The sequence below is a fragment of the Parvibaculum sp. genome (genome assembly GCF_019635935.1).
GTDB lineage: Bacteria > Pseudomonadota > Alphaproteobacteria > Parvibaculales > Parvibaculaceae > Parvibaculum.
In genome coordinates this window covers 3,301,250-3,319,373 of the sequence record NZ_JAHBYN010000001.1, presented here as the reverse complement: position 1 = coordinate 3,319,373, position 18,124 = coordinate 3,301,250, and the positions used below count along the sequence as shown (strand labels likewise).

Sequence of the window (18,124 nt, the reverse complement as noted above, 5' to 3'; positions counted from 1 at the left end):
CCATGCGGGTGGCGGCAGGCAAGCGGGCCCCGAAGGGCCCGCGGCCGTCATTTCAGCGGCAGGCGCCTCAATCGGCCATTTTGACGGTGAAAGGCGCCGCGGATGCCGCGGCCTTAGCGCGACGGGCGGCGAAAGGGCGTTTTTCGACCACCTCGTCGAGGAAATCGCGGATCAGCGGGATCACTTCGCTTGCGCGCGAGACCAGAAACAGGTGGCCGCCGGAGACGATTTCGAGGCGGGCGCCCGGAATGATCTGGGCGAGGAAGCGGCCATTGATCAGCGGCACGATCTGGTCGTTGTCGCCGGAGAGCACCAGCGTCGGCTGCTTGATGAAGGGAAGGAAGGGAACGCTGGTCCAGCCGATGCCGGCCAGCAATTGATAGAAGTAGCCGCGGATCGTCGGCGCGCGCAGGCGGCTCGAATGATCCGGCGCTTCTGCCGTGTCGTCGCCGTAGAGCATTTCGAAATGCTGCATCAGATAGGCGGGGTCCATGTAGCGGCGCGGATGGGCAAGTTTCATCAGCGCCTTCGGATTGCCCGGCACCATCAACATGCCGGCCGATGTCGCACAGAGTATGAGCCGGTGGACGCGCGAGCCGAACTGGAAGGCGAATTGCTGCGCCATTGCGCCGCCCCAGGAGACGCCCATCACATCGACTTCGCCGTGATAGCCGAGTTCATCGAGAATGGCGGCCGCCATGCGCGCGAGGTTCCACGGACGATAGGGAATGCTGGCGGCGGCCGAACCGCCGACGCCGGGCGCATCGAAGGCAATGATGTCGCGATCGGTCAATGCTTCGGCGAGCGGCGCAATCAATTCGATGTTGGCGCCGATGCCGTTGAAGAACAGCAAGGGCCGGCCCTTCGCACTGCCCTTGCCCTTGCTTTCGCCATGCCAGACGGCGGTACGCAGGATGTTCGAACCCGCTCTGACGTCGCGGTAACGGGGCTGCCTGTCTGTCATTACTACTCCGGCTGGAGGGCTCGCGCCCGTTGCCCGCTCCACGGGGCGACTCAACAACGAATGTCTAGCCTAATACATAAGTACCCGGCGCCGCATCCATAGCCTTATATTTGCGGTTACCGAGCTTTTTCGGCGCCGGAACCTTGTCGCCGGAACGCGCGCTCAGCCATTTTTCCCAGCGTTCCCACCATGAACCCATGACTTCGGAGGCACCGGCCGCCCATTCGTCGGCGGTGGCGGGAAGATTATCGTTAACGAAATACTTCGCCTTCGGGTTGCCGGGCGGATTGAGAATCGCCTGAATGTGGCCGCTGTTCGACAACACAAATTCCCGTTTGCCGCCGAGCATCTGCGTGGTGCGGTAGCAGGCCTTCCAGGGCGTGATGTGATCGGTGACGCCGCCGACGATGAAGGCATCGACCGTGACCTTGCCGAGATCGATTGGCGTGCCGAGAATTTCTTCCTTGCCGGGATTGGCGAAGGGCTGCGTTTCGTAGAGCGACAGATAGTCGGAATGAAGCGCCGCTGTGAGATTGGTCGAGTCGTTGTTCCAGAAGAGCACGTCGAATGCCGGCGGCTTCTGTCCGTGGAGATAGTTGTTGACGACGTAGTTCCAGATCAGATCGTTGGGGCGCAGCCAGGCGAAGACGCGCGACAAATCGGACCCCGCCAGCACGCCTTTCTTTGCCGATCTCTGTCGCGCCATCTCGATACCGCGCTTGGTGACCAGCACGCCGACATCGCTGTCCTCCATGCGCGGGTCGAGAACGCAAACCCAGAAGGTGACCGAGTTGATGCGGTCGTCCCCTTTGGCCGCGAGGTGGCTCAAAAGCGTCGCGGTGGTGATGCCGCCCGAGCAGCCGCCCGAGATGTTGAGCTTTTCGCTGTCCGTAATCGAGCAAACGACGCCGATGACGTCCACCAACGCCGCAACATAATCGGCAAGACCCCAGTCGCGATGTTCCGGGCCCGGATTGCGCCAGCTGACGACGAAGACCTGATGGCCCTGATGCACCAGATATTGGGACATGCTCTTCTCGGGCGTCAGATCGAGCACATAATATTTGTTGATCTGCGGCGGCACGAAGAGCAGCGGCACCTTGTGCACGGTGTCGGACTTGGGCGTGTATTGCAGCAGCTCGAGCATTTCCGTGCGATAGACAACCGCGCCTTCGGTGGTGGCCAGATTGCCGCCGACCTTGAAGGGCGTCTTGTCGACTTGCGAGGGCATGCCGTGATTGTTGCGCAGATCGTCGATGGCATTGCGGAAGCCCTGGACCAGCGACGTGCCGCCGGTGTCGAGCGCGAGCTTCACGGCGGAGGGATTGCCGACCAGCGTGTTCGTCGGCGCGACGGCGTCGATCATGATGTCGGCGACCAGCATGGCGCGACCGTGTTCGACCGGATCGAGATCGAGAGAGCGGATGAAGCCGTGGACCTCGCTCTGGAAGGCGAGCCAACCCTGCATCAGCCGGCGATAGACCGGGCTCTTCTGCCACGCCTGATCGACGAAGCGGCGATCCTTGGGCTGGGGGGCAAACTTGTCCCCGCCGGCGACAATGTCGACCATCTCGCGGCCGAAGGAACCGATATGCTGCATGAAGGTGAAGGGCTGGCGCGCCGCGCCCCCCACGATGGAACCGATGGCCGAGAGCACATCCTCGCGGCTGATGCCGACAATCGGGCTCAACACATTCGGCGTTTCGGCCGCTTCCTCACCGATACCCGCACCAATATCGTCGCGACGCTTCGACATGCGTCTTCCTCCCCGTTATTGCGTTTCTTGCCCACCCGCCTTCCCTCCCCGGAAGGCGCTTGCCGGGCGGGCGTTGCCGTTGCGCCCGCACAACAGGCATATATGATGCGCCGCCGAAGAAGGCGCGGCAAGGGCTTCATAAGACTAGTTTTTCCTGCCTTTTTCGGCGGATATCTGCGGGAAATGCCCGTGCTTGCTTGGGAGGCAGTCCGTCGGAGACTTTCGCCGAAATCTCGTTCGGAACCTGGAATCTAGATGCGTCAGAAGCTCTTCATCCACATCGGCCCGCACAAAACCGGCACCTCCTCGGTGCAGCACATGCTCTACGGGCGACAGAAGGACCTGAGAGAGCTTGGCGTCATTTATCCGACTGCGAATTTGGGCAACTGGAACGCACAGCATCGTCTGGCTTTCGCGATAAGAGGCCGGCGTGACAAGGGGCTGCCCGAACCATTGTCACGCGAACACGAACTTTCGGTCGTTCTCGATGAAATCAAGCGCTCGGGCGGCGACACGGCGATCCTGTCCAGCGAAGAGTTTTCTACGGCTAACCCGAAAGCTATCCAATTCCTGCGAGATGGCTTTGGCGACTTTGAGGTTTTCGTCGTTCTCTATGCGCGACGGCAGGACGAAACATATCTTTCGACCTATACAGAGATCGTGAAGAACCCGGCAAATCATTGGAGCGAGACGATCCACGCTCACCTGGAATCGCCGCTTCAAATAAACGCCAATCTCAATATCTACAGATGTGTCTCACGATGGGCGAAGGTATTTGGAAAAGAAGCAATCGTAGTGCGTCTTTACGACCGATCGCTAAACGTTGCCGAGGATTTCCTGCGTTGCGTCGACGAACATCGCCAACGCGGTCCGGTCCTCATTTCGGCTCTGAAGGAAGCGACGAAGGAACTTAAGCGGAACGAGAGTCCGTCGATTGAAGTGACGGAGCTGATGCGTATTTTCAAATCTCAATGCGACGACGAAGACCAATGCCGAGCCGTCTCCGATCTTCTGCAAAAGCATTTTGCGAATGGACGCCCCGCGGCCGAGCTCCTCTCTACCAAAGATCGCCGCGCCATTCTCGATATATTCCGGCGTTCGAATGAGAAACTTTTTCGAGAATATTTCTCTTCCGACAACAAGTTTACACCGGAGACGTTGCTGCAAGGTCCTGACGTCAAGCGCGGAAAGCTGACAAACGCGCAAATGGCAAAAATCATCGTCGACCTGCTGCGCATGCGTGGCGAAGCGGCAGACAACAAACCGTCCGATCGCCTACGTCACGCCACGAAGACCATCGCCCGGCAACTCATTCCGATCCGACGCGACCAGCGACCCCCAATTGACCATGATCGCTAGCCGACATATATTGACATCCTAGTTGCCAATATATGATCTGTCCATGCGACAGCTAATGCCACATGGCCGATCCTGCACAACCATGTGTGCGCGAACGGCGCTAGGTCCGGCGCCATGCAGGTGACATCATGCGCGGCATCGCCAGTTCGACGCCGAAAGGAAAAGCAATGACGGCCACCACACAGGATTTCATCGTCAACCGCGCCGATCTTTCCAAGAGCAAATGGGTGAGCGGGCCGGCGCCCGAGGACATCGCGCTCGACGAGGGTCAGGTGCTGGTCGAGATCGAGAAATTCGCCTTCACCGCCAACAACATCACTTATGCGGTGGCGGGCGACATGCTGAACTACTGGTCGTTCTTTCCGGCCGATGCCGGCTGGGGCCGTATTCCGGTGTGGGGCTATGCGACGGTGGTGCGTTCGCGTTCGAAAGAGATTGCCGAAGGCGAACGGCTTTACGGCTATTTCCCGATGTCATCGCATCTCGTGATGCAGCCGGAAAACGTGACGCCGGGATCGCTGCTCGACCTTTACAAGCAGCGGCGCGAGCTGCATCCGGTCTACAACACCTATACGCGGCTCAAGACCGACAAGGCCTCGCCGCCGGCACTGGACGACCTCAGGCCGATCCTCAATCCGCTTTACACGACGTCGTTCCTGATCGACGACTGGCTGGCCGACAATAATTTCTTCGGCGCGAAGCAGGCGGTGCTTCTGAGCGCGTCGTCGAAAACCGGCTTCGGTCTTGCATTCAACCTGTCGCTGCGGCGGCCGCAGGGGCCGGAAGTCGTCGGGCTGACGTCTGCCGGCAATCTCGCCTTTGTCGAGAGCCTCGGCTGTTACGACCGCGCGCTGACCTACGACAAGATTTCGACGCTCGATGCAAGCAAGCCGGCGCTGGTGGTCGATTTTGCCGGCAATGGCGAGGTGCTGGCCGCCGTTCACAATCATTTCGGCAGCAATCTGGTCGAAAGCACCCAGGTGGGTCTGTCGCATTGGGATGCGCCGCGCGTGTCCGGCGCCTTGCCGGGCGCCAAGCCGCATCTCTTCTTCGCGCCCGATCAGGCGCGCAAGCGGATGGAAGAATGGGGGAAGGCCGGCTTCGATGCGAAGCTCGGCGAAAGCTGGCGCGCATTTGCCGCCAAGGCCCAGACATGGGTCAAGCTCGAACGCGGCAAGGGGCCGGATGCGATCGGCAAGGTCTATTCGGAAATGCTGGCCGGGAAAGTCGATCCGGCCGAAGCGCACATTCTTGCGCTCTAGAAAATAAAGACGGGGACAGGAGACATATCATGACGCTGGAGACACCGCTGCTGCTAAGCGGCGCACCGGGCTCACCCTATACGCGCAAGATGCTCGCGGTGCTGCGCTATCGTCATATTCCCTATCGCTTCCTGCTGACCGGGCACAATGTGCCAGACAGCCTGCCGAAGCCGAAGGTGGCGCTGCTGCCGACTTTTTATCTGAAGGAAGGCAACGGTCCTTACGAAGCAGCGGTCGACTCGACGCCACTGATCCGGCGCTTCGAGAAAGCATTCGACGGACGCAACGTCGTGCCGGCCGATCCGGTCGTCGAATTCATCGACTACCTGCTTGAAGACTATGCCGACGAGTGGCTGACCAAGGCGATGTTTCACTATCGCTGGCACTACCGGGCGGATATCGACCGGGCAGCGGCGATACTGCCGCTGTGGCGCAACATCAGCGCATCGGACGAGACGCTGGCGCAGATGAGCAAGCTCTTTTCCGAACGGCAGATTTCGCGGCTCTATGTCGTCGGCTCGAACGAGACAACCGCGCCGGTAATCGAGGCGAGCTATCAACGCTTTCTCGACGCGATGACGGCGCATCTCAAGAAGCATCCCTTCCTGATGGGCGGGCGGCCCGGTGGCAGCGACTTCGGCGTGTTCGGCCAGTTGACGCAGCTGACGCATTTCGATCCGACGCCGATGGATGAAACGCTCGCGCGGAGCCCGCGGGTTTTCGCCTGGGTCGACATCATGGAAGATCTGTCGGGACTTGAGCCCACGGATGGCGACTGGATGAAACGCGACGCCGTGCCCGATACGATGCGCGGGCTGCTGGCGGAAGTCGGGCGCGTCTATGTGCCGGCGCTGATTGCCAATGCGAAGGCACTGATGGCGGGCGCCGAGAAGGTCGAGACCGAGATCGACGGCAAGCCTTGGGTGCAGCAGCCCTTCCCTTATCAGGGCAAGTGCCTGCAATGGCTGCGCGAGAAGCGCGAGGCGCTGGCACCCGCCGACCGCAAGACGGTGGACGATGTGCTGGCGGGGACCGGCGTCGAGGCGCTATTTCGCTAGCGCTTCAATCACCCGCTCGACGACGCGCCGGGCCTGCGCGACCGAGAGGTTCTGATCCTCGCGCAGGCGGCGCCAGAATTCGAAACTCATTGCCGCGTCGAACGCATCCAGCAATGTGCGATCTTTCGTCAGCGCCGCGGGGAGCGAGGCACGCAGGATCGCGCGGAGGCTCTCGTTCATCCAGTGCCGGTCCTCGCGCAGAAATGGCGATGTGTGGCTGTGCACATCGGCGGCCAGGCGCAGCGGCATGATCTTTTCGAACAGTTTCGCGCGGCGCGCGACAAGCTGCTCCAGGAGGTCCGGCGCATCGGCCGGCGGCAGCTGCTCGGCAAGGAGCGGCGCCAGCTCGGTGCGCATCAAGGCCGCGATTTCGCGGTAGAGGGTTTCCATGTCATCGAAATGACGGAAGACGCTCCGCAGTCCGACATTGGCGCGTGCGGCGACGTCCTCGGCGCGCGGCGCGACCTGACCTTCGCGAACCAGGTCGCGCATGGCCTCGACGATGCGCTGCCGGCTGGCCTCGCTGCGCAGGCGGCGTCCGTCCGGTTTCGGCTTTTCCTTGCTGGGGGACATCGGGACCTTGGTTCGGGAATGCCTTGATATTGCGGAGCGATTCCGGCTGTTCATTCTCCCAAAGGCGGCGCGCAAAAGCCACAAGAAGCGGCGCGGCCGGTGCCAAAAAGCAGTGACAAACCGGCGGAAATGCGGTTAACTGAATATTACGGGGTACGTCAGAGATCGTCCGGGCCGAACCGCCAGTGAGAAGGTGGCGCGGCTTGAGAAAAGCAAAGAGACAAAGCCATCGAGGCTCTCCTTGCCGCCTTCGGGCAGACGGTCATCGTCGATGAGGCCCTGTTTCCATGTATGCCCTTTCCCTCCGCCGGACGCATCCGCGCACCGCGATGACGCTTGCCTTGCTGGCGGCGCTGGCCATGTGGGTGTTCGCCGCGACGCCCGCAAAGGCCGGTTACTATCCCCCGGCGCATTCCGATGCCGCCTATTATTACGATTCGCTTGCGCCCTACGGCACATGGACCCATCACGCGAGCTATGGCGCGGTGTGGTATCCGCGCGGCATGGCGCATGGCTGGCGGCCCTATACGCATGGCCGCTGGGTCTGGGACGACGGCTATGGCTGGACCTGGGCGTCGGGCTTCGCTTGGGGCTGGGCGCCGTTTCACTACGGCAACTGGGTGTGGGACGCGGCCTTCGGATGGATGTGGGTGCCGGGACGCGTGTGGGCGCCGGCCTGGGTAACATGGCGCTACAGCGACAGCTATGTCGGCTGGGCGCCCATCGGCTTCGGCGTGAGCTACTGGTCCTACAATCCGGGCTGGAACTATGGCGGGTGGAGCTATGTCCATCGCCATCATTTCGGTGCGCCGGTCGTCCACCAACACATCATCGTCGTCAACAACTACAAGACAATCTATCAAAACACCCGTCACTGGGCGCCGCCGCGCAACAAATACAATCGCGTCGAACATCGCGGCTTCGATCGCGGATTTGTCGAGCGCGGCAGCCGTTACAAGATCGACCGCGTTCATGCGCAGCCGGGTCACTGGCAGCGCAACGACCATCGGGCCGGAACGCCGCAACGCAACGACTGGCGCGACGGCCGGCAAGCGACCCGGAATGACGGTGCGCGTCAAGCCATGCCCGAGCGGCGGATCGACGGGTATGTGGACGGGCGGCGCGACCCGCAATGGAACGGGCGGCAGGAGAGCCAGCGGCAAACGAGCGACCAACTGCGCCAACGGCAATTGCACGAACAACAACGGCGACAGCAGCAGGCACAACCGCCGCAGCGTCAAAGAGAGACGCAAGAGCGGCGTCCGCCGCCGCAACAGGCGCAGCAGCAACAACGCCAGCAGCAGTTGCAGGAGCAACAACGGCGGATGCAGCAGGCACAACCGCAACAGCGCCAGAGAGAGACGCAGGAGCGGCGTCCGCCGCAACAAGCGCAACAGCAACAACGCCAGCAGCAGCTGCACGAACAGCAACGGCGGATGCAACAGGCCCAACCGCAACAGCGCCAGAGAGAGATGCAGGAGCGGCGTCCGCCGCAACAAGCGCAACAGCAACAACGCCAGCAGCAGATGCAGGAGCAGCAACGGCGGATGCAACAGGCACAACCGCAACAGCGCCAAAGAGAGACGCAAGAGCGGCGTCCGCCGCAACAAGCGCAACAGCAACAACGCCAGCAGCAGATGCAGGAGCAGCAACGGCGGCCGCAGCAGGCACAACCGCAACAGCGCCAGAGAGAGATGCAGGAGCGGCGTCCGCCGCAACAAGCGCAACAGCAACAACGCCAGCAGCAGATGCAGGAGCAGCAACGGCGGCCGCAGCAGGCACAACCGCCGCAGCGCCAAAGAGAGACGCAAGAGCGGCGACTCGCCCAGCAGCAGCCTCGCGCACCGCAGATGCAGCGCCAACCGGAGGGCCGCTACGAACAGCGTACCGAACGCCGCGACGAAGGCGGCGGGCGCGACGGGGGCCGAAGCTGGCGATAGTCAGTCCGGCTTTTCTTCGAGGGCGCGACGAAGCCGCCGGATGACAACCTTGCGGGCGCGGTCGTCGGCCGCGCCCTCGAGTTGCTCGCCTATGTCGAGCCAGAGCTTCGACAGATCGTTGTGCCAGTCCTGACGGCCGACGATTTCCGGCTGAAGGCGGCGGGGCGCGGGCCGGCGCCGCGCTTCGGGCGCTTCGGCGAGGAGATCGAACACTTCGTCGAGATCGGGCGCGAAGATGCGCTCACCATCGAGGCCGAGATCGGCGAGGCGCGCATGGAGACCCGCCAGGCCTTCTTCCTCGCCATGCACCAGGATCGTGCCGCGCATCACCGGTCCGCGATCCGCAACCCAGCGGGCGAGCGCCGGTCCGTCGGCGTGACCGGAATAGACATCGAGTGTGCGGATGCGGGCACGCACCTTGATTTCCTCGCCCTGAATGCGAACGGCCGTCGCACCCGACTGAAGAATGCGCCCGAGCGTGCCCTCCGCCTGATAGCCGATCATGATGACAGTGGTATTTTCGCGCCATAGCCGGTTTTTCAGATGGTGGCGGATGCGGCCGGCGTCGCACATGCCGCTTGCGGCGACGACGATGTGGCTGCCGTCGATCCGCTCGATCATCATGCTCTCGGCGACCGTTTCGGTGGTGCGCACGCGCTGTGCGCGCATGGCGCGGCGGAACTCATCGCCGTTTTCGAGATTGTCGGCGTGATCCAGAAAAACCTCGGTGGCGCGGATGGCAAGCGGCGAATCGAGGAAGATCGGCACGTCCCGTACGCGCTTTTGTTCGACGAGGGCCAGAAGATCGGCCAGCAATTCCTGCGTGCGCTCGACGGCAAAGGTCGGGAAAATCAGCACGCCGTTCTTGTTCAACGCCGCATTGACCTCCGCCGCAAGGAGATCGCGGCGATCCGAAACCGTCATTGGCGCGCGCTCGCGCGACCCGTATGTCGCCTCGCAGATCAGATAGTCGAGATTTTCCGGCGAGTCCGGCGCAGGGTGAAAGCTCTTTACATCCGGGCCAATGTCGCCGGAGAACAGCAACCGCAATTTGCGGGGCGACTTCAGGCCGGTATCGATTTCAACCTCGATCGAAGCCGAGCCGAGAATGTGGCCGGCATTCCAGAAGCGTGCGCGCACGCCCTCCACAGGGTCGATCCATGTGTCGTAGGCGACCGGGCTGAAGGCGCGGAGCGATGCTTCGGCATCGGCGACGGTGTAGATCGGCGTCACTTCCGGGCGGCCGCGTTGCGCGTTGCGGCGGTTGAGCTGTTCGACCTCGAACTCCTGAATGTGACCGGAATCCGGCAGCATGCAGGAAAGAAGATCGATGGTGCCGTGCGTCGCGTAGATTGGGCCCTCGAACCCGTGCTTCACCAGCTTCGGAATCAAGCCCGAGTGATCGATATGCGCGTGGGTCAGCAGCACGAAGTCAATTTCGCCCGGTTCGAACGGAAAGTCCGCATAGTTGAGCGCCTTCAGCGTCTTTGGTCCCTGAAACATGCCGCAATCGACCAGGAAGCGTGTCTTTCCTGCCTGCAGCAAATAGCAGGATCCGGTGACGGTGTGGGCGGCGCCGTGAACGCTGAGGGTGATCGACATTATTTCCGTTTCTCGTTTTCGATTTCGTCTCGCAGCGCCTCGGCCAGAAGGCCCGCCAGCGAAACCGCGTTGGTCGGGTGCGGCACGGAGGTCGACGACCAGATGGCGCGCGCGCCGGCGGCACGGATGCGCGCTTCGACCGCAGCGTCGAAGAGTGCGTGGGTGACGGCCACGACGATGTCGGCGGCGCCGGCCCGCCTCAGGCTCTCGACCGCGACGGTCACCGTGCCGCCGCTCGACACGATGTCGTCGGCGACGAGAACGGCGCGGCCTTCGATTTTCGCCGGGGGAAAGGCGATCCTCACATCGCGATCCCCCAATCGCGTTTTCTCACCGGCGATCGCTTCCGCGCCGAGCACGCCGGCGATGCGCGACACCCACTGGATCGATTCGGCATCGGGGCCGGCGACGAGAGCCGAAGCGGAAAAGCCCTGCTTGCGCGCGAACCCGGCGATGACTTCGGCCGCGGTGAGGTTTTGCGCCTCGCGATCCGGAAAGACCTCGCGAATGTCGGTCACGCGATGCAGATGGGCATCGACGGTGACGATGCGATCGAACAGCGATCCGAGCCAGCCACCTATGGCCTTCAGACTGATCGCTTCGCCTTCGTGGAATACCTTGTCCTGACGCATATAACAAAGGTAAGGCGCGACGAGCACGAGCCGCGCCGCGCCGCCGCGCCGAAGCGCCTCCACGGCAAGCGCCAGTTCGACGAGTTTTTCGTTGGGCCTGTCGAGCGGACAATAGAGAATTGTCGTCGCCGCAGGCGCGGCCACCGTTACGCGGGATTCGCCGTCCGGAAACTTGTGAACGCCGATTTCGCCGAACGCCGCGCCCAGCGCGTCCGCAAGTTCGAGCGCGTGAGCGCGGCCATGCGCGAAAGACTGCAACGCAACGCCGCTCACCTGCCCGCTCCGCCTGAAATCGTTCCGAGGGCGAAGCCGTTCAGTTCCGCCGCCGCTTCGACAACAAAATCGAAATGCGACTGGCCGGCCGAATGGATCCGGTAGAGCGGCTCACCGGCTTCGACGCGGTCGCCGACCCGCTTCAGGAGATCGAGCCCGGCGCCGCGATCGAGCGGTGCGCCGGCCAGACGCGCGAGCTGCGCGATACGGAAGCAGTCGATGGCCGCGACGACGCCATCGGCGGGCGACAGCACATCGGCCTTCAGGGGCCCCAATGGCGGACCGGGTGGCGCATGGCCCTGTGTGTCGATGATACGCCGCATGCGGGCCGCCGCTTCGCCGCTTTCCAGTAATTCGCGGGCGCGCGCATAGCCACCGCCGCCCCTGACAGCCGGATCACCCTCGATGATGTGACCTGCGAGCTGCAGTGACTTCTCGCGCAGATCGGCAGGCGCATCCGGCTCGTTGTCGAGCACGGCCATCACGTCGCGCGCCTCGAGCATCGGCCCAATGCCGCGCCCGACCGGCTGCGCGCCGTCCGTCACCACAACGTCGACATGAAGTCCCACCTGGTCGGCCACGTATTCAAAAAGCTTGCGCAGCCGCATCGCCTCGTGCGCGTCGCGCACCTTGGCGGTCGGGCCGACGGGGATGTCGATGACGAGGTGGGTCGAGCCCGCCGACATCTTCTTCGACATGATGGAGGCCACCATCTGCTCGCGCGTGTCGAGATTGAGGGGACGCTCGACACCGATCAGAATGTCGTCGGCCGGCGAGAGATTGACGTGGCCGCCCCAGACCAGGCAACCATTGCATTCGCCCACCACGGCCCGCATTTCCTCGATCTTGAGATCGACGCGCGCCAGCACCTCCATCGTGTCGGCCGTTCCGGCGGGCGAAGTGATGGCGCGCGACGAGGTTTTCGGGATGGTCAGTCCATGCGCGGCGACAATCGGCACGACGATCATCGAGGTCCGGTTGCCCGGGATACCGCCGATGCAATGCTTGTCGACGATCATCGGCGAGGCCCATGTGAGGCTGTTGCCGGCCGAGGCCATGGCGCGGGTCAGGTCGAGCAACTCGCCCGTCGTCAGGAAGCCGGCGCAGGCGACCAGAAATGCCGCGATTTCCATGTCGGAGTAGCGATAGCCGACGATGTCGCGAATGATGGCGTCGATCTGATGCGCGTTCAGCGTTTCGCCGATGATTTTCGTGCGCACATACTCAAGGCTTTGCGGCCGGCGCGCAGGGGCAATCGTTACCTGTGTGCCTTCGGGCATCCCCAGGCGGCGGAAGGCCGGATCGGCAAGGCCGATCTCTTCCGGCCCGACGAGCGAGGGATCGTGAGAGATGTCGAGGCTCGCGATGATCGACCGTCCGTCATGGACGATTTCCAACCGCTTGAACGCCTGAAAGGCCTCCGGCCGGAGCGCGCCGCAATCCGACGCCAGTATCGCGACGTTCTCGCGCAATGTGTCGAGCGGTATGCGTCTGATCTTGAGTTGCATGACGTTCGGGTATCTCTTCCCCGCCGATCAGGCGGCGTAGATGGTTTCGCCCCGCTTGATCGTTTCGACGATCTGCAAATCACGAAGGCCGGACGGGTCGATCGTCTCGGGGTCTTCCGCCGTGATGACGAGGTCGGCGAGCTTGCCTTCCTCGATGGAGCCTTTGATGTCGTCCTCGAAATGCTGAAAGGCGGCGTCGATGGTGATGCCGCGCAAGGCATCGTAAGCGCTTATGCGCTGGTCTTCGCCCAGCACTTCGCCGCTGCGGGTGCGCCTGTTGGTCGCAGACCAGAGCAGCATGCGGCAGTCGGACGGCGCGACCGGCGAATCATTGTGCAGCGTGTAGCGCATGCCGCGATCGACGGTCGAGCGGACCGGACTGATGCGCGCCGCGCGCGCCGGACCCAGCACCGAGTCCCGGTGCCAATCGCCCCAGTAGAATGTGTGGGTGACAAAATAGGACGGCATGACGCCGAGCTTCGCCATGCGGTCGAGCTGATCTTCCCGCAATGTCTGGGCATGTATGACGGTCGCGCGCCGGTCGCCCGGCCCATATTTCGCCGTTGCCTTTTCGACGGCGGCGATGAACTGGTCGGCGGCCGCGTCGCCGTTGCAATGCGCATAGACCTGCCAGCCGCGCGCGAAGGCGTCGTCGACATAATTGGCCGCCGTCAAATCGTCGACGATCCGGTAGCCGCGATAGTCCGGCTTGAATCCCGGCGGCACAACTTCATAAGGCTCCGAGAGCCAGGCTGTCTTGGCTTGCGGCGAGCCGTCGAGCATCAGCTTGATGCCGCCGATCTTGAAGCCGTTGTAGTCCTTTTGCACTTCGACATCGCCGCGCGCCAAATCGTCGATATGGGTGAAGAAGGGGTAGCCGATCACGTCGATTTTCAGGCGGTCGCGCTCGGCGGCGAGCGTCAGCAGATCGTAGTCGGGGCGCCGTGTCGCGCCGTCCTGCGCGGTGGTGATGCCCCAGGCCGCATATTGATCCTGAACCTTGTCGAGCAGATCGAGCAGTTCGTCCTTCGAAACTTCCGGCAGACGCGGAAGAGCAAGCGAAATCGCGCCCTCTTCGAGAATGCCGTTCGGTTCGTTGGTGCCGGGCCAGCGGCGGATGACGCCGCCGGCCGGGTCCGGCGTGTCGGCCGTGATACCGAGAAGGTTCAGCGCATATGAGTTCACGACGACGACATGCAGCGAGGCATGATAGGCGAGCACTGGCTGCTCGGTGGACACTTCGTCGAGATCGGTCCGGGTGATGGCGCGCTTTTCGGCGAGCAGCGAGTCGTCGTAGTTCGCGCCGAGGATCCAGCCGCCGCGGCCGCCGCCGGTTTTGTCGCGGTATTTCAGCAATTCGCTTTTGATGTCGGCGATGCTGCCGATGGGGCCCGCCGGGATCGGCGCCAGATTCTGGAAGCCCATCAACAACGCCGTCAGCGAGACATGGCCATGGCAGTCGATGAAGCCCGGCAACATGGTCTTGCCGCCGAGATCGACGATGCGGGCGCCGCTTCCGGCGCGCGATACGACTTCGGCCTCGCCGCCGACCGCGAGAATGCGGCCTCCCTTGACGGCAACCGCTTCGGCGACCGGCAGGGTCGAATTCATCGTGCGGATGGTGCCCCCGCGATAGACCGTGACGCCGCCGGCGGCCGCGCGGGCGCGCCGTGTCGATCCGCCGGCGATGGCGGGCGCGGCAAAAGCAAGCGCCGCAGCAGCTTCGGCCAGCGCGTCGCCGCCGGCGCGCGAGACGCCGAGCGCGGTCAGCATGCCGGCCGTCAGCGCCGCACCGGCGCCGAAGAAGCCGCGGCGGCTCAGATGCTCGCGCTTCGGCGGATAGGCACCCCAGACATAGGGCGTGCAACAGGGGCAATTCCCGCGATGGGTCTTCGGATCGTCGTAAGACATCGATACCTCGGATGACGGCGCTTCAGCGCCCGGTGAAATTCGGCGGACGCTTTTCGAGAAAGGCCGCGATGGCCTCGCGGCTGTCTTCGCCGGTGGCGGCGAGCGCGAACTGATCAGCATCCATGAAGGTGACGGCGGCGTTGAGCGCGGTCGCGGCCTGGGTGATGCCGCGCTTGGCCATGCGCACCGACACGGGCGGCAGAGCGGCGACTTTTTCGGCCCAGCGGCGCGCGCATTCGAGCGCCTTGCCGTCGTCGCAGATTTCGTCGGCGAGGCCCCAGCGTTCGGCCTGTTCGGCACCGACGCGCTCGCCGAAGATCGTGAGCTGCTTGGCGCGCGAGGGACCGATCAGGTTCACCATGCGGGGCTGGGTGTGCCAGCTCATGTTCATGCCGAGCGGAATTTCCGGCAGGCGGAAATGTGCGCCGCGCCCGGCGATGCGGAAATCGCAGGCGACCGCAAGCGCAACGCCGCCACCGATGCAGAAGCCTTCGATGGCGGCAATCGTCACCTGGTCGAGCGCTTCCCATGCGTCGCACATGTCGGGACCGGCGCGCAGCATCTCGCGGCGTTCGAGAAGCGAAGCGGATGCCCGACTCGCCATCTCCGGATCCGCGAGGTCGGCGCCGCCGGTGAAGGCCTGTCCGCCGGTGAGGACGATGGCGCTCGTCGTCACGTCGTCGCGCAACAGACGGGCGGTTGCCGCGAGGTCGCGCAACAGGCGCGCCGATAGCGCATTGACGCGGTCGCTCCGGTCGAAGCGGACGGTGGCCACGCGGCCAACACGCTCAATGGTGATGAATTCGCCGACCTTTTCGTCCTGCGCCATGCCGCCCCTCGCCTCGCGCGGCCTCTGCCGGACCGCTTTCTCACCCATGTTGGATGCAATGATGGCGCGGCGGGCGCTCGCTCGCAAAGGGTTTTCCGGTTCGGGCGCGTAAAAAAGAAGACGGGCGGCGCCGAGGAGGGCGCCGCCCGTCCGCGCCCGGCCCACAGGCCAGTCGCGCCCCTCGCTCAGGAGTTCACGATCTCCCACGTGCCATCGGGCTGGCGGCAAGCCGTGCCGTAAGCCTCCTCGGCGCGGCCGCCGATGGTAACGACGGTCTGATACTCGCGGCAGTAGCGGCCGGGATGCGGTTCGTAGGTGCGCATCGGCGTGACCTCATAGCCGTAGCCGGTCTGCGCGTCGCGCCATGAGACTGCGCGGCGGTTCGGCGCATATTCGAGGACGTCGCCGACGCAAGCCCAATTGCTCGCGTCGATCGCATGGCCGAGCGCGCCGCCGAGAACGGCGCCGATCAGCGCACCGCCGATCACAGGGCCGGCGCCCCTGCCCTTATCGGCGCCGATGACGCCGCCGAGAATGGCGCCGATCACGGTGCCGACAGCCTGGCTGTTGCAGGCAGAATGGCGGTAGCCGTAGCTCGTGTGGGGGCCGCCATAGTAGCCGGGATGGCCGTGCATATAGACCGGCTGCGGCACCGTTACGTAGTGATAGGTGTTGCGATAGACGATGGCCGGGCCGGAACGATGCCCGACGGCGCCATATCCATACCAGGGACGGTCGGCATAGACCGGTCCCGAGCGATGCCGCTCGGCAAGTTCCTGCCGGTAGACGTTCTGGCGATGCTGCCGCAAGGTGTCCGGCCGCATGTGCGTTGGATGCCGCGCTGCCTCCGGGCGGTCGTGGCGATGATAAATGTCGCCGCGGTAGCTGCCGCGGTCGTCCCAACGGTCGCCGGGCGCGGCCAGGGCGGTCCCGCCGAGGCCGAGGACGATAAGCGCGGCAACCGCCACGCCTGCCGATGTTCCAGTTTGCCTCACCATGGTGGGCCTCCGTTCCAGGGGCGGAAATCCACTTCCGCCAGCATGGACAGGTTTTCACTTCCTACCTGAACGGCTGCTGAACCGGCCATTAATTGCGCGCCCACAATGCCGCAGGCCGCCGGAGTTGAATTCGCGCGCCATTTCCTTTCGAATTCCCCCTCGACGCCGACACACGCCCGCCCACACCCCCGGAGAGCCGATGACCGACAGCCACGCGAAATCCGCCTATGGACAATCGGTCGCCGACGCCTGCCGCCGTTTGGGCTACAGCAGCACCATCGAAGCGCTGCTGACGCTGGCGGCGCTCGAGATCAAGGTCGAAATTCCGATTATCCGCGACAATGGCGAATTGGCGATCTTCACCGGTTACAGGGTGCAGCATCAAAATGCGCGTGGACCCTGCAAGGGCGGACTGCGCTATCACCCGCAGGTCGATATCGACGATGTGCGCGAACTTGCCTCGCTGATGACGATGAAGACGGCCCTTGCCGGCATTCCACTGGGCGGCGGCAAGGGCGGCATCGCCTGCAACCCCCACGAGATGAGCCAGCGCGAGCTCGAAATGCTGACGCGCAAATTCGTCAAACGCATTCATCGCGAGATCGGGCCCAACTCCGACATCATGGCACCCGATGTGGGCACCAACGCGCAGACGATGGGCTGGATTCACAGCGAGTATTCATCGATCTACGGGCATTCGCCGGCAGCGGTGACCGGAAAGCCGCTGGCGCTTGGCGGTTCGCTGGGCCGCGACAAGGCGACAGGCTTCGGCATCGGCATCGTCGTTGCCGAATATGCGCGGCACCGCAATTCACCCCTTGAGGGCGCGACCGCCGTCATTCAGGGTTTCGGCAATGTGGGGTTTCATGCGGCGCAGGCGCTCACCGCACTTGGCGTGAAAGTCGTCGCGATCTCGGACTCGCGCAGCGCGGTGCGTCGCGATGCCGGCGTCGATCTCGCCGCGCTGTCGGCGCAGAAGCGGTCGCGCGGTTCGCTGAAAGACACCGATGGTCACGATTCCATCGATCCGGAGGCGCTGTTCGAGATCGATTGCGACTATCTGGTACCCGCCGCGCTCGGCGACGCGATCCACATGGGCAACGCGGCGCGTCTCGCCTGCCGCACCGTCGTCGAAGGCGCCAACGCCCCTGTGACGGCCGAGGCGGATGCCGCACTCCGGGAACGCGGCATTGCGATCATCCCGGATATTCTGGCGAATGCCGGCGGGGTGATCGTCAGCTATTTCGAGTGGGTGCAGAACCTGCAGCGGCAGATATGGCCGCTTGAGCAGGTCGATGACGAGCTCACCCGTATTCTCGGCAATGCCGCCCGCGAAGTGTTGGACCATGCGGGCGAGGCCGGTCTCGATCTCCGGTCAGCGGCCTTCGACATCGCCATCCGGCGGGTCAAGGACGCTCTCGACGCAACCGGAATATGAGCGACATCTGCCTGCCATAAG

The 18,124-nt window shown here is 63.7% G+C and carries 14 protein-coding genes; 5 read left to right on the top strand and 9 right to left on the bottom strand.

Annotated elements, in window-relative coordinates:
- Window positions 1-67: 67 nt before the first annotated feature.
- Both phaZ and KF719_RS16330 read right to left on the bottom strand, forming a co-directional pair.
- Window positions 68-964: a poly(3-hydroxyalkanoate) depolymerase gene (phaZ, locus tag KF719_RS16335; protein WP_293510162.1), complete on the bottom strand. Its 897-nt coding sequence runs from the start codon at window positions 962-964 to the stop codon at window positions 68-70.
- Window positions 965-1,028: 64 nt separating this feature from the next.
- Window positions 1,029-2,720 (bottom strand): alpha/beta fold hydrolase, encoded by a 1,692-nt coding sequence (locus KF719_RS16330; RefSeq protein WP_293510161.1) that lies wholly within the window; start codon window positions 2,718-2,720, stop codon window positions 1,029-1,031.
- A gap of 255 nt (window positions 2,721-2,975) precedes the next feature.
- On the opposite strand from KF719_RS16330, the gene KF719_RS16325 reads away from it, so the two are divergent.
- The 3 genes from KF719_RS16325 to KF719_RS16315 all read left to right on the top strand — a co-directional run bounded on the left by KF719_RS16325 (window position 2,976) and on the right by KF719_RS16315 (window position 6,399).
- On the top strand, window positions 2,976-4,079 hold the full coding sequence (locus KF719_RS16325) for a hypothetical protein (protein WP_293510159.1): 1,104 nt from the start codon (window positions 2,976-2,978) through the stop codon (window positions 4,077-4,079).
- Between the two features lie 167 nt (window positions 4,080-4,246).
- Complete coding sequence (locus tag KF719_RS16320) at window positions 4,247-5,341, top strand: DUF2855 family protein (RefSeq protein WP_293510157.1); 1,095 nt, start codon at window positions 4,247-4,249, stop codon at window positions 5,339-5,341.
- A 29-nt stretch (window positions 5,342-5,370) separates the two neighbouring features.
- Complete coding sequence (locus tag KF719_RS16315; protein WP_293510155.1) at window positions 5,371-6,399, top strand: glutathione S-transferase family protein; 1,029 nt, start codon at window positions 5,371-5,373, stop codon at window positions 6,397-6,399.
- Here the strand turns inward: KF719_RS16315 and KF719_RS16310 are convergent.
- Window positions 6,388-6,972 carry a TetR/AcrR family transcriptional regulator gene (locus KF719_RS16310; RefSeq protein ID WP_293510154.1) on the bottom strand — a complete coding sequence of 195 codons (585 nt, stop codon included), beginning with the start codon at window positions 6,970-6,972 and terminating at the stop codon, window positions 6,388-6,390. The two genes, KF719_RS16315 and KF719_RS16310, sit on opposite strands and share 12 nt — an antisense overlap.
- 329 nt (window positions 6,973-7,301) lie before the next feature.
- Between KF719_RS16310 and KF719_RS16305 the strand changes: the two genes are divergently transcribed.
- Window positions 7,302-8,912: a DUF6600 domain-containing protein gene (locus KF719_RS16305; protein WP_293510152.1), complete on the top strand. Its 1,611-nt coding sequence runs from the start codon at window positions 7,302-7,304 to the stop codon at window positions 8,910-8,912.
- On the opposite strand, the gene KF719_RS16300 is transcribed toward KF719_RS16305, so the two are convergent.
- The 6 genes from KF719_RS16300 to KF719_RS16275 all read right to left on the bottom strand — a co-directional run bounded on the left by KF719_RS16300 (window position 8,913) and on the right by KF719_RS16275 (window position 16,665).
- Complete coding sequence (locus tag KF719_RS16300) at window positions 8,913-10,514, bottom strand: MBL fold metallo-hydrolase (protein ID WP_293510150.1); 1,602 nt, start codon at window positions 10,512-10,514, stop codon at window positions 8,913-8,915.
- Window positions 10,514-11,419 (bottom strand): ribose-phosphate diphosphokinase, encoded by a 906-nt coding sequence (locus KF719_RS16295; RefSeq protein ID WP_293510148.1) that lies wholly within the window; start codon window positions 11,417-11,419, stop codon window positions 10,514-10,516. Before KF719_RS16295 ends, KF719_RS16300 begins: the two co-directional genes overlap by 1 nt.
- Window positions 11,416-12,927 carry a thymidine phosphorylase family protein gene (locus tag KF719_RS16290; RefSeq protein ID WP_293510146.1) on the bottom strand — a complete coding sequence of 504 codons (1,512 nt, stop codon included), beginning with the start codon at window positions 12,925-12,927 and terminating at the stop codon, window positions 11,416-11,418. The genes KF719_RS16295 and KF719_RS16290 overlap by 4 nt, the downstream gene beginning before the upstream one ends.
- Window positions 12,928-12,954: 27 nt before the next feature.
- Window positions 12,955-14,838, bottom strand: coding sequence for an amidohydrolase (locus KF719_RS16285; RefSeq protein ID WP_293510144.1), 1,884 nt, complete (start codon window positions 14,836-14,838; stop codon window positions 12,955-12,957).
- A 22-nt stretch (window positions 14,839-14,860) separates the two neighbouring features.
- The gene (locus KF719_RS16280; protein ID WP_293510142.1) at window positions 14,861-15,667 is read right to left on the bottom strand and encodes an enoyl-CoA hydratase/isomerase family protein; all 807 of its coding nucleotides are present in this window, start codon (window positions 15,665-15,667) and stop codon (window positions 14,861-14,863) included.
- A gap of 185 nt (window positions 15,668-15,852) precedes the next feature.
- A complete protein-coding gene (locus KF719_RS16275) occupies window positions 15,853-16,665 on the bottom strand; it encodes an RT0821/Lpp0805 family surface protein (RefSeq protein WP_293510141.1) in 813 nt (270 codons plus the stop codon).
- 199 nt (window positions 16,666-16,864) lie between these two features.
- Between KF719_RS16275 and KF719_RS16270 the strand changes: the two genes are divergently transcribed.
- A complete protein-coding gene (locus tag KF719_RS16270) occupies window positions 16,865-18,103 on the top strand; it encodes a Glu/Leu/Phe/Val dehydrogenase dimerization domain-containing protein (RefSeq protein ID WP_293510139.1) in 1,239 nt (412 codons plus the stop codon).
- The last annotated feature ends 21 nt before the right edge of the window (window positions 18,104-18,124 follow it).

Coding starts and splice junctions, on each gene's coding strand:
- phaZ (WP_293510162.1), bottom strand. CDS start 964: ATGACAGACAGGCAGCCCCGTTACCGCGACGTCAGAGCGGGTTCGAAC.
- KF719_RS16330 (WP_293510161.1), bottom strand. CDS start 2,720: ATGTCGAAGCGTCGCGACGATATTGGTGCGGGTATCGGTGAGGAAGCG.
- KF719_RS16325 (WP_293510159.1), top strand. CDS start 2,976: ATGCGTCAGAAGCTCTTCATCCACATCGGCCCGCACAAAACCGGCACC.
- KF719_RS16320 (WP_293510157.1), top strand. CDS start 4,247: ATGACGGCCACCACACAGGATTTCATCGTCAACCGCGCCGATCTTTCC.
- KF719_RS16315 (WP_293510155.1), top strand. CDS start 5,371: ATGACGCTGGAGACACCGCTGCTGCTAAGCGGCGCACCGGGCTCACCC.
- KF719_RS16310 (WP_293510154.1), bottom strand. CDS start 6,972: ATGTCCCCCAGCAAGGAAAAGCCGAAACCGGACGGACGCCGCCTGCGC.
- KF719_RS16305 (WP_293510152.1), top strand. CDS start 7,302: ATGACGCTTGCCTTGCTGGCGGCGCTGGCCATGTGGGTGTTCGCCGCG.
- KF719_RS16300 (WP_293510150.1), bottom strand. CDS start 10,514: ATGTCGATCACCCTCAGCGTTCACGGCGCCGCCCACACCGTCACCGGA.
- KF719_RS16290 (WP_293510146.1), bottom strand. CDS start 12,927: ATGCAACTCAAGATCAGACGCATACCGCTCGACACATTGCGCGAGAAC.
- KF719_RS16285 (WP_293510144.1), bottom strand. CDS start 14,838: ATGTCTTACGACGATCCGAAGACCCATCGCGGGAATTGCCCCTGTTGC.
- KF719_RS16280 (WP_293510142.1), bottom strand. CDS start 15,667: ATGGCGCAGGACGAAAAGGTCGGCGAATTCATCACCATTGAGCGTGTT.
- KF719_RS16275 (WP_293510141.1), bottom strand. CDS start 16,665: ATGGTGAGGCAAACTGGAACATCGGCAGGCGTGGCGGTTGCCGCGCTT.
- KF719_RS16270 (WP_293510139.1), top strand. CDS start 16,865: ATGACCGACAGCCACGCGAAATCCGCCTATGGACAATCGGTCGCCGAC.